This window comes from Serratia sp. Res13-Sevr-LER1-36-b, from assembly GCF_015673035.1.
Classification (GTDB): Bacteria; Pseudomonadota; Gammaproteobacteria; order Enterobacterales; family Enterobacteriaceae; genus Chania; species Chania fonticola_C.
This window is the reverse complement of sequence record NZ_JADACK010000045.1, coordinates 1-12,714: the sequence shown is the minus strand read 5'-3', so window position 1 is coordinate 12,714 and position 12,714 is coordinate 1. Positions and strand designations below refer to the sequence as shown.

Here is a 12,714-nt window from a genome sequence, read left to right as displayed (position 1 = left end):
CCTTAATTCAGTGCTGGTTGGCGTGCTTTGCCCGCCAATGGCAGGATCACCAGCCCGGAAACCACCATAGCCAGTGCCAAAAAGATAAACGTCGTCATGTAGTTGTGGCTGATGGTGATCAGATACCCGATGGCGATAGGGGCCACAAAGCCACCCAACGTGCCGCCGGTGTTAATCAGCCCCATTGCTGCACCCATCACTTCCGTAGGCAAGCGCTTCATCGGTAGGGTAAACACGGTAACGAACGAGGCCATCAGGAAGATATAACCCAGGAACAAGAACAGGCTGGCTGTCAGAGCTGATTCGCTGGTAAACACCAGCCAGATGCACAAGGCGCTGAGCAGAGAACTGAAGAAGATCACCCACGGCTCACGCCCTTGCAGGTAGCGCCCGACCAGCCAGCCGGTACCGAGTGAAGAGATCCAGATCCCCAGACCACCGGCGGCTACCACCATGCTGGAAACGTCAATTGGCATTCCCCGCTGCTGTACCAGAAATTTCGGCAGCCAGGCCATCAGGCCGTAAGATGGGATGTTGATACAGAAGATCGCCACAAACAGCAGCAACACGATTGGGTTTTTCAGCAGGGCCTTATAGTTGGCTGCGGCTGCCCCAGCTTTGGCGGGTGCCGCCTGTGGCGGATTGGGAACCAGCCACAAGATGCAGGCGGCAATCACGAATGCCAACAGGCCAAGCGCAGAGAACGACCCACGCCAGCCGATGTGATCCAGGCAATAGACTGCGACCAGCGGCCCGACGGTCATCGCCAACCCGGCGGAGGACAGCAGAATGGACTGCGCGAAGGTGCGCTGTTCCAGTGGGAAATTCGCCACTACCGCCTTGGCGCAGGAACACGGATAGCCGGAGTGGCCAATACCGGACAGGAAGCGGAACGTCACCAGCAGGCCCAGGCCGAACCCCAGAATGCCGAAGCACAGGGCAAATCCCCCCAGCAGCAGTAACGAACTGCACAGCACTTTCTTAAAGCCAAAGCGGTCATTGAGCCAGCCCGCCGGTATCTGGAACAGGGAATACGCCAGGAAAAACATCCCGGTAATGTAGCCCAGCTGTTCCGGCTGTAGATTGAATTCGTGTTCGATAGGTAACAGCGCAAAACCCATCACGGTTTTATCGATGTACACCACGACATAGCCCACAAACAGCAAAAAAATCATTAGCGAACGATTTTTCATCGCCGATATCCCTTTAAGTTATCACCCAGGCAGCCCACCCGCAGGGCCGGCGTATTTAATAATGTGATCAAGGTCACTTTATAGTTTTAATAACAGTCACTTACAATAACACGCTGAAATTATCGCCTTTTGCCGAGCGGCATAAGATACAGTTTTGTAAGGGGTGATGCTTTTTATTGATAGGGTGGGGAATGCGCTATTTACCGAAGTTACAACAGTTGAAAGTCTTCCAGCAGGTGATCCGCAGCGGCAGTATTCGCGGGGCGGCGCGCGCGCTGGAGCAGTCTCAGCCTGCCGTGAGCCGTACCATCCGTGAACTGGAACAGATCCTGGAAACCCAGTTGATCAATCGCAGCAGCCAAGGAATGACGCTGACCGAAACCGGCCGCGCCTTCGCCCTGCGAATGCAATTGATCCTGGAGGAATTGCAGCGCGCCGCCGACGAGATCCAGCAGTTGAATCAGCATTCGCAAGGTAACGTCGCTATTGGCTGCTCTTCGCTACTCGCCCTGACGGTATTACCGGATCTGGTCGAAGCCTTCAAACAGCCGTTTCCGCAGGCCAATCTGCTGATCCGCGAAGCACAGCTGTCTACGCTGCTGCCAGCATTGCGCGAAGGCCGCCTGGATTTTGCCGTGGGTACCGTCAGCCCGGAACTGCCGTTGGAGGATCTGGTGCGTGAACCGCTGTTCAACGCCTCTTTTTGCATTATCGCACGCCAGGGGCACCCACTGGCGCAGGCAACCTCGCTGGACGAACTGCGTGAGGCCAAGTGGTTATTACCGGAAACCGATATGGGGTATTACCAGCAGTTGCGCGCGATGTTAGGCACCTTCTATCAGCAATTGACCCGTTCGCCCATTCGCTCGGACTCTGTGACCTGTGGCTTGAACATGGTGTTAGAGGCGGATTATTTGACTATCGTGGCGCGGGCGATGAGTGCACCGTTCCATTTGCAGCATCGGCTGGTGGCATTGCCTATCGACACGCTGCCGCAGGCGCAATATTGCGTGCTGTATTCACAGAAATCGCCGCTAACCGTGACGGCACGGCGATTTCTTGATTTATTGCGTGCCCACTGCCTGCGCTACCCTTGGTAGGATCAGGCCACTTCGCGGATTTCGAAGCTGTGGGTGATGCTGGCGGCTTTACCCAACATCAAGGAGACGGAGCAGTATTTCTCGGCGGAAAGATCCACCGCGCGCTCCACAATCTTGTCGGTCAGCCCTTTGCCGGTGACGATAAAATGCAGATTGATATGGGTAAACAGACGCGGTGCTTCTTCACGACGCTCGGAGGTCAGTTTAACCTCGCAGTCACGCACATCGTTACGCCCTTTTTGCAGGATCGACACCACATCGATGGCGCTACAGCCGCCAACGGACATCAACACCATTTCCATCGGGCTTGGCGCTTTATCGCCCGCGTTGCCATCCATCAACACCTGGTGGCCGGACGCAGACTCACCCAGGAATGTCAGCCCTTCTACCCACTTAACTCTTGCCTGCATGTTACACACTCCGGTTAATTTCTTAAAAACAGGGTACGCTTTCGCATACATTCTGGCAACGTAACCTGATGCTAATCATGCTGAAGCGAGACAACACAAGACACCCGCCTCACTCTGTGCTACAAACAGAGCCGCAATAACTCTTTCCAGGTCACCGATTTCAGGGATACGTCCAAGGAAAGGCCCCTATATTGGTTTGTTAACAGAATGTAGCTTGCAGCTCTCCCTGCAAGTTAATATGCTAGAGCACAAGCGTATTTCTATAACACGCCTCAAAACCTGTTGATAGCCACAATTAAAACACCGGGCTATAAGCACGTTTTACAGGGAACTCTGACCCCTGTGATACAAGGCAGCGATAACAACAGAGGATAACAGCGAATGGTTCTCGGCAAACCGCAAACAGACCCGACTCTCGAATGGTTCCTGTCTCATTGCCATATCCACAAATATCCATCGAAGAGTACGCTGATTCACCAAGGTGAAAAGGCCGAAACGCTTTACTACATCGTCAAAGGCTCCGTCGCGGTGCTGATTAAAGATGAAGAAGGCAAAGAGATGATCCTGTCCTACCTTAACCAGGGGGATTTCATCGGCGAGCTAGGATTATTTGAAGAAGGCCAGGAGCGTAGCGCCTGGGTACGGGCCAAAACCGCCTGTGAAGTGGCTGAAATTTCCTACAAGAAATTCCGCCAGTTGATCCAGGTTAACCCGGATATCCTGATGCGCCTGTCCGCACAGATGGCTAACCGCCTGCAAGTCACCTCAGAGAAAGTGGGTAACCTCGCCTTCCTTGACGTTACCGGCCGCATTGCTCAGACCTTGCTGAACCTGGCAAAACAACCTGATGCCATGACTCACCCAGACGGCATGCAGATCAAAATCACCCGCCAGGAAATTGGCCAAATCGTCGGTTGCTCACGTGAAACCGTCGGTCGTATTTTGAAAATGCTCGAAGATCAAAACCTGATCTCCGCGCACGGCAAAACCATTGTCGTGTACGGTACGCGTTAATCCCCAGGGAAACGGTGCAGCAATGCGCCGTTTCTTTACCTACTGAATAGCCAACCATGTGGCGCCGCCTGATCTACCACCCGGAAGTCAACTACGCACTGCGGCAAACGCTGGTGTTGTGCCTGCCGGTGGCGTTTGGTTTGCTGATTGGCAACCTGCAACTCGGCATGCTGTTCTCGTTGGTGCCCGCCTGCTGCAACATTGCCGGGCTGGATACGCCACACAAACGCTTTTTCAAACGCCTGGTCGTGGGTGGATCCCTATTCGCACTCAGTAGCTTTCTGCTGCAACAAGCCCTGCTGTGGGAGCTTCCCCTGCCCTTACTGATGTTGGGAATGGCGCTGTTGCTCGGCGTCAGCGGTGAGATCAGTCCGCTGCATGCCCGCCTGCTACCAGCCGCACTGGTTGCCGCCATCTTTTCCCTCAGCATGGTAGGCACCGTGCCAATCTGGCATGCCCCTTTACTGTATATCGTCGGCACCGCCTGGTACGGGTTGTTTACCTGGGCCTGGTTCAAGCTGTGGAAAGAGCAGCCGATGCGCGAATCCTTAAGCCAGCTGTATATGCAGTTGGCCGACTATTTTGAAGCCAAATACTCATTACTGACGCAACATACCGATCCAGAAACTGCCCTGCCGCCGCTGTTGCAACGCCAACAGAAAGTGATGGATCTGATCAGTCTGCTATACCAACAGCTTAATTTCCTGCCCCATGCCAATAACCTGGAGCAAAAGCGCCTGCAACGTACGTTTCAGGTGGCGCTCGATTTGCAAGAGCACATTACCGTCAGCCTGCATCTGCCGGAAGAAGTGCAAAAGCTGGTAGAGCAAAGCCAGGCCGAAGCGATTATCCGCCGCAACGCCCAGGTGATCGCCACGCGCCTGCGGGTGGTGGCCGACGATATTCTCTATCATCGGCACTCTGCGCGTTTCAGTATGAAGAATGAGCTGGCGGCGCTGGAAAAAGTGGCCTCACAGCACGCCGATAACCCGGTTGGTCAGTTCTGCTATTACCACTTCAGCCGCATCGCACGCCTGCTGCGCACCCAGCACCCGCTTTACCGTCGCAATCTGATGGCCAATCAGTCACGTCTGCCGTTCTGGCCCGCGGTGGTGAGCTATCTGTCGTTTAAATCCAACGCCCTGCGCAACGCAGCCAGGCTGGGGGTCATTCTGGCGGCAGGCAGCAGCCTGGGCATGCTGTTCAACCTGCCAAAACCCTATTGGATCTTGCTGACCATCATGCTGGTCAGTCAAAACGGCTATAACGCCACGCGGGTGAGGATCCAGCACCGTGCCCTCGGCACGTTGGCCGGGTTGGTGATTGCCGCCGGACTGTTGCAACTGCAGATGCCGGAGAACGTGACGTTGAGCATCATGTTGGCGATCACCCTGGCGGCCTATCTGATCCTGCGGAAAAACTACGGGCTGGCGGTGATGGGCTTTACCGTGACTGCCGTCTACACCTTGCAGCTCCTGGCGCTGAATGGCACCCATTTCCTGGTTCCCCGCCTGATCGATACCCTTATTGGCTGCGTACTGGTGTTTGGCGGCACGATCTGGCTATGGCCGCAGTGGCAGAGTGGCCTGCTGCGTAAAAACGCCCATCAGGCGCTAGAGCACGATCAGACGGCACTGCGATTATTGCTGGAAGAGCAGGAACCGGATCCCAGTGAACTGGCCTACACGCGTATGCAGGTCAACCAGGCGCATAACGCCCTGTTTACCTCGCTCAATCAGGCGATGCAGGAGCCGGGGTTTGAATCGAATTATCTGGCAGATATGCGGCTGTGGATCACCCATAACCAGTTTATCGTTGAACACCTGAATGCGATGACCATTCTGGCACGCGAGCACTATATGCTGACGCCCAAGCTGGCTCAGGAGTATCTGCAAACCTGTGAGATAGCCTTGCAGAGCTGCCAGCAGCGGTTGGAATATGACGGCCCAAGTACCAGCAACAGCATCATGAAGCCGCCGGACCTGCACCCTGATATGCCGATCACCGAGATGGAACGCCACCTGCGGCGGATCCTTTCTCACCTGACCGTGATGCATACCATTTCGTCACTGGCATGGCGCCAGCGCCCACATCATGGGATCTGGCTGAAGCGCAAACTGCGGGAAAGCTGAGGTTGCCGGAGCCGATGCTGAAGTTCGGCCCCGGTGAATGACTTAAGCCTTAATCACATCCTGTACGGCCAACTCGAACAGCGCCATGCCTTCCTCGATATCCTTCAGTTCAACCACCAACGAAGGAGCAAAACGGATCACGTTTGGCCCAGCGTTGAGGATCATCAAGCCACGTGCAGCGGCGGCAGTGAGAAAATCGCGCGCTTTGCCGTGATAGCCTGCCTTCAGTTCTGCACCAATCAACAGCCCCATGCCACGAATGTCGCTGAACACATCGTATTTTTTACCGATCTCCTGCAAAGCCTGAACAAACAGCCCGTGACGCTGCTCAATCCCGCTTAGCACCTCTGGCGTGTTGATGACGTCCAACGCTGCCTCTGCCACTGCACAGGCCAGTGGGTTGCCGCCGTAGGTAGTACCATGAGTGCCAACCTGCATCACCGAGGCGATCTCTTCGGTAGTCAGCATCGCACTCACCGGGAAACCGCCGCCCAGCGCTTTAGCGGTGGTGAGGATGTCTGGCGTAATGCCGTAATGCATATAGGTAAACAGCTTGCCGCTGCGGCCCATACCGCTTTGCACTTCATCAAATACCAGCAGCGCCTGATGTTGATCGCAGAGTTCACGCACGCCCTTGAGGAAGACAGGATCGGCGGCGGTAATGCCCCCTTCCCCCTGAATAGGCTCCATCACTACCGCACAGGTGTGATCGTCCATCACCGCTTTCACCGCGGCCAGATCGTTGAAGGGCACATGCACGATATCGGCCGGTTTCGGCCCAAAGCCGTCGGAATATTTTGGCTGCCCACCCACGGAAACGGTGAACAGCGTACGGCCATGGAAAGCGTTGTTAAACGCGATGATCTTGGTCTTATACGGGCTATGACGGGTGATGGCATAATGGCGAGCGAGCTTGAAAGCCGCCTCGTTAGCCTCTGCACCCGAGTTGGCGAAGAACACCCGGTCGGCGAAGGTAGCAGCGATCAATTTAGTGGCCAGGCGCAGCGCGGGCTCATTGGTGAACACGTTGCTGGTATGCCACAGGGTTTCGCCCTGCTGTTTTAAAGCCTCAACCAGTGCCGGATGGCAGTGCCCCAACGCAGTCACCGCGATACCACCAGAGAAGTCGATATACTCTTTCCCCTGCTGATCCCATACGCGGCTCCCCTTGCCCTTCACCGGCACAAACTGGGCGGGTGCATAAACAGGCAGGATAACCTGATCAAAGGTGCTGCGGGTGACTGCGGTTTTTTCGGTCATTACTGGCTCCAGGCGGCTAACCATTAAGTGAAAATATAATCACAAAATATGCATAAAAAACCAAACAAGAGCAAGCTTAAAAAGTCACTAACGGCTAACTTCCAAGGAAATTATCCAGCAGTTGGTGCCCCTGTTCGCTGAGAATGCTCTCCGGGTGGAACTGCACACCTTCCAGCGCCAGCGTCCGATGGCGGATCCCCATGATCTCATCACGTTCGCCGTCACGTTCGCTCCAGGCGGTCACCTCAAAGCAATCCGGCAACGTGGCAGCGTCCAGGATCAGCGAATGGTAGCGGGTGACGGTCAGCGGATTATTCAATCCCTTGAACACGCCGAGATTATTATGGCGGATGGCAGAAGTTTTGCCGTGCATCACCTCCCGGGCGCGAACCACGTCGGCACCAAACGCCTGGCCCAATGCCTGATGCCCGAGGCAGACCCCAAGGATCGGCAACTTACCGGCAAAATGGCGAATGGCAGCCAGCGAGATGCCCGCCTCGTTTGGCGTACAGGGGCCAGGGGAGATCACCAGATGCTGCGGTGCCAGCCGCTCGATATCGGCCAGTTGCAGTTCATCGTTACGCTTCACCAGCACTTCTGCACCCAGTTCGCAAAAGTACTGATAGAGGTTGTAGGTAAAAGAGTCGTAGTTATCGATCAGCAGCAGCATGTTTAAATTAACTTCGTGATTAAGGCTCGTTACGGTCGCCCGTATCAAATAGCTAGATAGCCGAGTTTATCTAACCTTCGCCGTTACACCTATAGCCACGTTCGAACAGTCCTCCATAAAGACGGCCAGTTTTGCTGATTTGAAAACGTTGAATCAGCCAAAAAAGAGAGTAACATAGCACTAAGTGCTATAGTTAAGGTAACAGGATGTCAACCTAATGCGCGTATTTAAAACCAAATGGTTTGCCAAAACGGCCGAATCTCATGGCATCAAAGATAGGGAATTATGTCGGGCTATTGACGCAGTGATAGAAGGGAAGGCCGATGACCTCGGAGGCGGAGTATACAAGAAGCGCCTAAGGGAGAATCGTGATCGCGCCATAATATTAGCCAAAGGCGGAGTGCATTGGTTTTACACGTTCCTGTATGCTAAACAGGATATGGCCAACATCGATAAACGTGAACTTGCTGGATTTCGAGAGTTAGCAAAGTACTATGCGGTACTTACAGATGAAAAGATTATGGCATTGATTACAAATAAAGAGCTGGTGGAGATTTGTCATGACCGCAAAAAGTAAATTCAAAAGTCCTGCGTTTGAAGCCATCCATAGTGCAGCTTCTGGGTTATTCAGCGTCGATGCCATCCCGCAGGAGACAATGCGTAGCTTCGATCAAGCCTGCATCAGCAACGTCAAAGATCTTCAACCACTTGAAATAAAAGCATTACGAGAAAATCTCAATGTCAGCCAGCCAGTCTTTGCCCGTTATCTGAACACCAGCGTTTCTACAGTCCAAAAATGGGAAAGCGGCGCAAAACGCCCAAGTGGCCTGTCGTTGAAGTTACTTACCGTGGTCCTGAAACATGGGCTTAAGGTGTTGATTTAATAACTTGCTCAATCATCGAGTTTCACACCCAGCATCTTGAGCAGTTTTAGGGCCTTGGTCTGGAAATTGCTCAGATGCTATCAGAGAAATTTGTGAGGCAAGCCATTTCGCAGACACTGTCTGCGAAATCTGCTCTGACTGCCAAGCTGCGTACGGGGGGTTGTAGTCTGCCAGGCTTGAAAGCGCTGGCAAAGCTAAACGGACGCTGCATGCAGCGCCCCAACGTTAAAGCTCACGGACCTACTTCTTGCGGCCACCCATGATCGAGCCTAAAACGCCGCGCAGGATCTGGCGGCCCAGATCGCGCGCCATGCTCTTGGCAGCAGTCTGTACGATGCCGTCGTGTTTACCGCCACGTGGACCCGTGGAACCAAACAGGATCTCGTTCAAGCCGCCCATCAAGCCACCGCCGCTTTCCTGCCCTGCGGCCGGTTTCTGAGCCGGTTGCCCAGGCTGTGGCGTACCCACAGTGGCAAAACCGCCTGCGGCCAGTTTTTCATAGGCAGATTCACGATCCACCATATCTTCATAACGGCCATAGAGTGGGGATTTATTGATGGCGCTGTTCATCCCTTCGGCCCCCAGCATGCCCATTTTTGATTCAGGTGCGATCACCATCGCACGCTCCACCACGTTCGGCCGCCCTTTCTCATCCAGGAAGGAGACTAATGCCTCGCCCACGCCTAACTCGGTGATTGCCGTTTCCGCATCAAAGTCTGGATTGGCACGCATGGTTTGTGCCGCGGCCTTCACCGCTTTCTGATCGCGTGGCGTAAAGGCCCGCAGCGCATGCTGGACACGGTTACCTAACTGGCCCAGAACACTATCCGGGATATCCAACGGATTCTGGGTGACAAAGTAGATGCCCACACCTTTGGAACGGATCAGGCGCACGACCTGTTCAATTTTGGTCAGCAATGCCGGTGGCGCATCGTTAAACAGCAGGTGGGCTTCGTCGAAGAAAAACACCAGCTTTGGCTGTTCCGGATCGCCCACTTCCGGCAAATGCTCAAACAGCTCCGCCAGTAGCCACAGCAAAAACACCGCATACAGTTTCGGCTGGTTAATCAGCTTATCCGCCGCCAGCAGGTTGATGATGCCGTGCCCGTTGGCGTCGGTTCTCATCAGATCGTTGATATCCAACATCGGCTCGCCAAAGAACTGATTGGCACCCTGCTGTTCCAGCGTCAGCAAACCACGCTGTATCGCCCCGACCGAGGCCGAAGAGATGTTGCCGTACTGGGTTTGAAACTGTTTGGCGTTATCCCCAACGTACTGCACCATCGCCCGCAGGTCTTTCATATCCAGCAGCAGTAAGGCGTTGTCATCGGCGATCTTGAACACCAACTGTAATACTCCGCTCTGCACCTCATTCAGATCCAGCAGGCGGCCAAGCAGCAGCGGGCCAAGATCGGAAATGGTGGCACGGATGGGATGGCCCTTTTCGCCAAAAATATCCCAAGGGATCATCGAACAGGCTTGGGGTTGCCAGTCGGTAACGCCAATCGCGGCTAACCGCGCCTGCAACTTCTCGGAGGGAACACCTTCGGCCGCAATGCCTGACAGGTCGCCTTTAACGTCCGCCAGGAATACCGGAATGCCAATGCGTGAGAACTGCTCCGCCATCTTTTGCAGGGTGACGGTTTTACCCGTACCGGTTGCCCCGGTGATCAACCCGTGGCGGTTAGCCAGGGCAGGCAAAATGACCAGATCCTGTGCCGGTTTCCCGTCTTTCATCGCTTTGGCAATAATCCGTGCTTCGCTCATTTGCTGTTCCTATAACCCAGTACGGCGCGAATGCGCCCGTTGATATCATCAAGGCTATAAGCGAGAGGTAAACCCGTCAAGGACAAACAAAAAGGGCACCATTCAGGTGCCCTCATGCCAAACCGAGTCGCTTAACGTTATCCGCGTAACCCCAGTTCTTCTTTCAGCGATTTGAGATAGCGGCGGCTAACAGGGACCGGCTCCCCCACAGACATAATCATTTCCGCCGTGCCACTTTCTTCAAAACGGATCTCTTTGACCTGTTCAAGGTTCACCAGATATTGCCGGTGGCAGCGCACCAATGGCGTGCGGCTTTCCAGCGTGCGCAACGTCAGCTCGGTAAAACACTCCATGCCGTCATTGCGAACCACATACACCCCGGTCGAGCGTGAGCGGATGGCAATCACCTCGTCGAAACGCAGCAGGTAAATCCGGCTGTGGCCGGTGCAGGGAATGTATTTCAGGTAGCCTGCGCTTTCATCCAACGCCGCAATATTCTGCGGAGCACGGCGCTGATGCAGGCGCTGCAAGGTTTTATTCAGCCGATTCGGCTCCGCCGGTTTCAGCAGGTAATCAAACGCATGCTGCTCGAAGGCTTGCACCGCGTATTCGTCATAGGCCGTCAGAAACACGATGTAGGGCATACGGTTCGGATCGAGCATGCCAACCATTTCCAGTCCGCTGATACGCGGCATCTGGATGTCCAGGAACACCACGTCCGGTTGCAAGCGGTGGATTTGGCTGATGGCCTCAATGGCATTGGCGCATTCACCAATAATGGTGATGCCCTCTTCCTCTTCCAGCAGGTGGCGCAGGTTATCGCGGGCAAAGGGCTCGTCATCAACAATCAGTACGTTCAACATCAAGCAGCCCTCGCCAAGGGAACGTTAAGGGTGATGCAGGTATAGGCTTCAGGTTCGCAGGTGACCTGCACACCGTAATCTTCACCATAGCGCACGCGGATACGCCGATCGACCAGGTTCATCCCCAACCCGCTGCCACCGGTTTGTTGACGGAACAGCCCGGCGTTATCCGTTACCTGCAACAGCAGGTGATCGCCTTCGAGGCGGGCACCAATATCGACACGGCCAATCCCCAACAGATGCGAAGTGCCGTGCTTGATCGCATTTTCTACAATCGGCTGCAGCGAGAACGCCGGTAAACGCACTGCCAGCAACTCTTCCGGCAGCGAAACGGTGATCTCCAGCCGATCGGCAAAGCGGGCCTTTTCGATCTGCAGATAGGCGTTCACATGCTCAATCTCGTCCGCCAGGCTCACCTCATCGTCGGAACGCTTGAGGTTTTTGCGGAAAAAGGTCGACAGATACTGCACCAGTTCGCAGGCCCGGTCGCCATCGCGGCGGATCACCGCCACCAGCGTATTCAGGGCGTTGAATAGGAAATGCGGGTTCACCTGCGCATGCAGCAGTTTGATTTCCGACTGGGCCAGCAGCTGTTTATGGCGCTCATATTGCCCGGCCATGATTTGCGCCGACAGCAGGCTGGCAATCCCTTCCCCCAGCGTGCGGTTGATGGTGCTAAACAGCTTGGTCTTGGGTTCATACAGTTTGATGGTGCCAATCACTCGCTGATTTTCACCACGCAGTGGGATCACCAATGTCGAACCTAGTTTGCAATTGCCGTTGATGGAGCAGCAGTAAGAAAGCTCGTTGCCGTCGGCATACACCACCTCGTTGTTATCGATAGCGCGATGGGAGTGGACCGAGGAGATCGGCGTGCCCGGCAGATGGTGGTCGTCACCAATGCCGATAAAGGCCAGCAGCTTGTCACGATCGGTGATCGCCACGGCGCCGATGCCCAGCTCCTGATAGACCACCCGCGCCACCTTCATGCTGTTTTCCTGGTCAAACCCCTGGCGCAGAATACCCTCGGTACGTTCGGCAATCTTCAACGCCTTGGAGGAGAAGGCACTGGTGTATTTCTCAAACATCGCCCGCCGATCCAGCAGGATCTGCATAAACATGGCGGCGCCGATGGTATTGGCGATCAGCATCGGCAGGACGATATGCTCCACCAACAGCACCGCTTCGGGGAACGGACGCGCAACGATCAGGATAATCGCCATTTGCAGCACTTCCGCCACCAACGCAATCCCGGCGACAAACAGCGGGTTGAACAGCAGATCGATACGCCCGCGACGCATGGCAATGCTATGCACAATGCCGCCAACCAGCCCTTCGGCCACCGTGGAGATCGCACAGGCAACGTCCGTCATGCCACCCAGTGTATAACGATGTAAGCCGCCCGTTAGGCCAACCAGGAA

At 54.9% G+C, this 12,714-nt stretch carries 12 protein-coding genes; 5 read left to right on the top strand and 7 right to left on the bottom strand.

Annotation, left to right across the window (positions count from 1 at the left end):
• Window positions 1-2 precede the first annotated feature (2 nt).
• A complete protein-coding gene (locus tag IMQ33_RS25830; protein WP_196062616.1) occupies window positions 3-1,193 on the bottom strand; it encodes an MFS transporter in 1,191 nt (396 codons plus the stop codon).
• Between the two features lie 191 nt (window positions 1,194-1,384).
• On the opposite strand from IMQ33_RS25830, the gene IMQ33_RS25825 reads away from it, so the two are divergent.
• The gene (locus tag IMQ33_RS25825) at window positions 1,385-2,293 is read left to right on the top strand and encodes a LysR substrate-binding domain-containing protein (RefSeq protein ID WP_065684953.1); all 909 of its coding nucleotides are present in this window, start codon (window positions 1,385-1,387) and stop codon (window positions 2,291-2,293) included.
• A gap of 2 nt (window positions 2,294-2,295) precedes the next feature.
• On the opposite strand, the gene IMQ33_RS25820 is transcribed toward IMQ33_RS25825, so the two are convergent.
• Complete coding sequence (locus IMQ33_RS25820) at window positions 2,296-2,703, bottom strand: OsmC family protein (protein ID WP_021181673.1); 408 nt, start codon at window positions 2,701-2,703, stop codon at window positions 2,296-2,298.
• A gap of 381 nt (window positions 2,704-3,084) precedes the next feature.
• On the opposite strand from IMQ33_RS25820, the gene crp reads away from it, so the two are divergent.
• Both crp and IMQ33_RS25810 read left to right on the top strand, forming a co-directional pair.
• The gene (crp, locus tag IMQ33_RS25815) at window positions 3,085-3,717 is read left to right on the top strand and encodes a cAMP-activated global transcriptional regulator CRP (protein WP_005969523.1); all 633 of its coding nucleotides are present in this window, start codon (window positions 3,085-3,087) and stop codon (window positions 3,715-3,717) included.
• A 56-nt stretch (window positions 3,718-3,773) separates the two neighbouring features.
• Window positions 3,774-5,849 (top strand): YccS/YhfK family putative transporter, encoded by a 2,076-nt coding sequence (locus IMQ33_RS25810; protein ID WP_196062617.1) that lies wholly within the window; start codon window positions 3,774-3,776, stop codon window positions 5,847-5,849.
• A 42-nt stretch (window positions 5,850-5,891) separates the two neighbouring features.
• Here the strand turns inward: IMQ33_RS25810 and IMQ33_RS25805 are convergent, their stop codons facing one another.
• Complete coding sequence (locus IMQ33_RS25805) at window positions 5,892-7,109, bottom strand: aspartate aminotransferase family protein (protein ID WP_098929559.1); 1,218 nt, start codon at window positions 7,107-7,109, stop codon at window positions 5,892-5,894.
• A 94-nt stretch (window positions 7,110-7,203) separates the two neighbouring features.
• Window positions 7,204-7,779, bottom strand: coding sequence for an aminodeoxychorismate synthase component II (locus IMQ33_RS25800; protein WP_024527551.1), 576 nt, complete (start codon window positions 7,777-7,779; stop codon window positions 7,204-7,206).
• Window positions 7,780-7,996: 217 nt separating this feature from the next.
• Between IMQ33_RS25800 and IMQ33_RS25795 the strand changes: the two genes are divergently transcribed.
• Window positions 7,997-8,356 carry a type II toxin-antitoxin system RelE/ParE family toxin gene (locus IMQ33_RS25795; RefSeq protein WP_037376694.1) on the top strand — a complete coding sequence of 120 codons (360 nt, stop codon included), beginning with the start codon at window positions 7,997-7,999 and terminating at the stop codon, window positions 8,354-8,356.
• Entirely contained in the window at window positions 8,340-8,663 is a 324-nt protein-coding gene (locus tag IMQ33_RS25790) for a DNA-binding transcriptional regulator (RefSeq protein ID WP_065684948.1), read from the top strand. Before IMQ33_RS25795 ends, IMQ33_RS25790 begins: the two co-directional genes overlap by 17 nt.
• Before the next feature lie 240 nt (window positions 8,664-8,903).
• Here IMQ33_RS25790 and IMQ33_RS25785 read toward each other — a convergent pair whose 3' ends face one another.
• The 3 genes from IMQ33_RS25785 to IMQ33_RS25775 all read right to left on the bottom strand — a co-directional run.
• On the bottom strand, window positions 8,904-10,430 hold the full coding sequence (locus IMQ33_RS25785; protein WP_196062618.1) for a helicase HerA-like C-terminal domain-containing protein: 1,527 nt from the start codon (window positions 10,428-10,430) through the stop codon (window positions 8,904-8,906).
• A gap of 137 nt (window positions 10,431-10,567) precedes the next feature.
• Entirely contained in the window at window positions 10,568-11,293 is a 726-nt protein-coding gene (gene btsR, locus IMQ33_RS25780) for a two-component system response regulator BtsR (RefSeq protein WP_021181680.1), read from the bottom strand.
• Window positions 11,293-12,714 (bottom strand): sensor histidine kinase (locus IMQ33_RS25775; RefSeq protein ID WP_196067772.1); only part of this gene is annotated, 1,422 nt, incomplete at its 5' end. The genes IMQ33_RS25775 and btsR, both read right to left, overlap by 1 nt.

Excerpts from the sequence above, each read along its gene's own strand:
- IMQ33_RS25830 (WP_196062616.1), bottom strand. The coding sequence starts at position 1,193 with ATGAAAAATCGTTCGCTAATGATTTTTTTGCTGTTTGTGGGCTATGTC.
- IMQ33_RS25825 (WP_065684953.1), top strand. The coding sequence starts at position 1,385 with ATGCGCTATTTACCGAAGTTACAACAGTTGAAAGTCTTCCAGCAGGTG.
- IMQ33_RS25820 (WP_021181673.1), bottom strand. The coding sequence starts at position 2,703 with ATGCAGGCAAGAGTTAAGTGGGTAGAAGGGCTGACATTCCTGGGTGAG.
- crp (WP_005969523.1), top strand. The coding sequence starts at position 3,085 with ATGGTTCTCGGCAAACCGCAAACAGACCCGACTCTCGAATGGTTCCTG.
- IMQ33_RS25810 (WP_196062617.1), top strand. The coding sequence starts at position 3,774 with ATGTGGCGCCGCCTGATCTACCACCCGGAAGTCAACTACGCACTGCGG.
- IMQ33_RS25805 (WP_098929559.1), bottom strand. The coding sequence starts at position 7,109 with ATGACCGAAAAAACCGCAGTCACCCGCAGCACCTTTGATCAGGTTATC.
- IMQ33_RS25800 (WP_024527551.1), bottom strand. The coding sequence starts at position 7,779 with ATGCTGCTGCTGATCGATAACTACGACTCTTTTACCTACAACCTCTAT.
- IMQ33_RS25795 (WP_037376694.1), top strand. The coding sequence starts at position 7,997 with ATGCGCGTATTTAAAACCAAATGGTTTGCCAAAACGGCCGAATCTCAT.
- IMQ33_RS25790 (WP_065684948.1), top strand. The coding sequence starts at position 8,340 with ATGACCGCAAAAAGTAAATTCAAAAGTCCTGCGTTTGAAGCCATCCAT.
- IMQ33_RS25785 (WP_196062618.1), bottom strand. The coding sequence starts at position 10,430 with ATGAGCGAAGCACGGATTATTGCCAAAGCGATGAAAGACGGGAAACCG.
- btsR (WP_021181680.1), bottom strand. The coding sequence starts at position 11,293 with ATGTTGAACGTACTGATTGTTGATGACGAGCCCTTTGCCCGCGATAAC.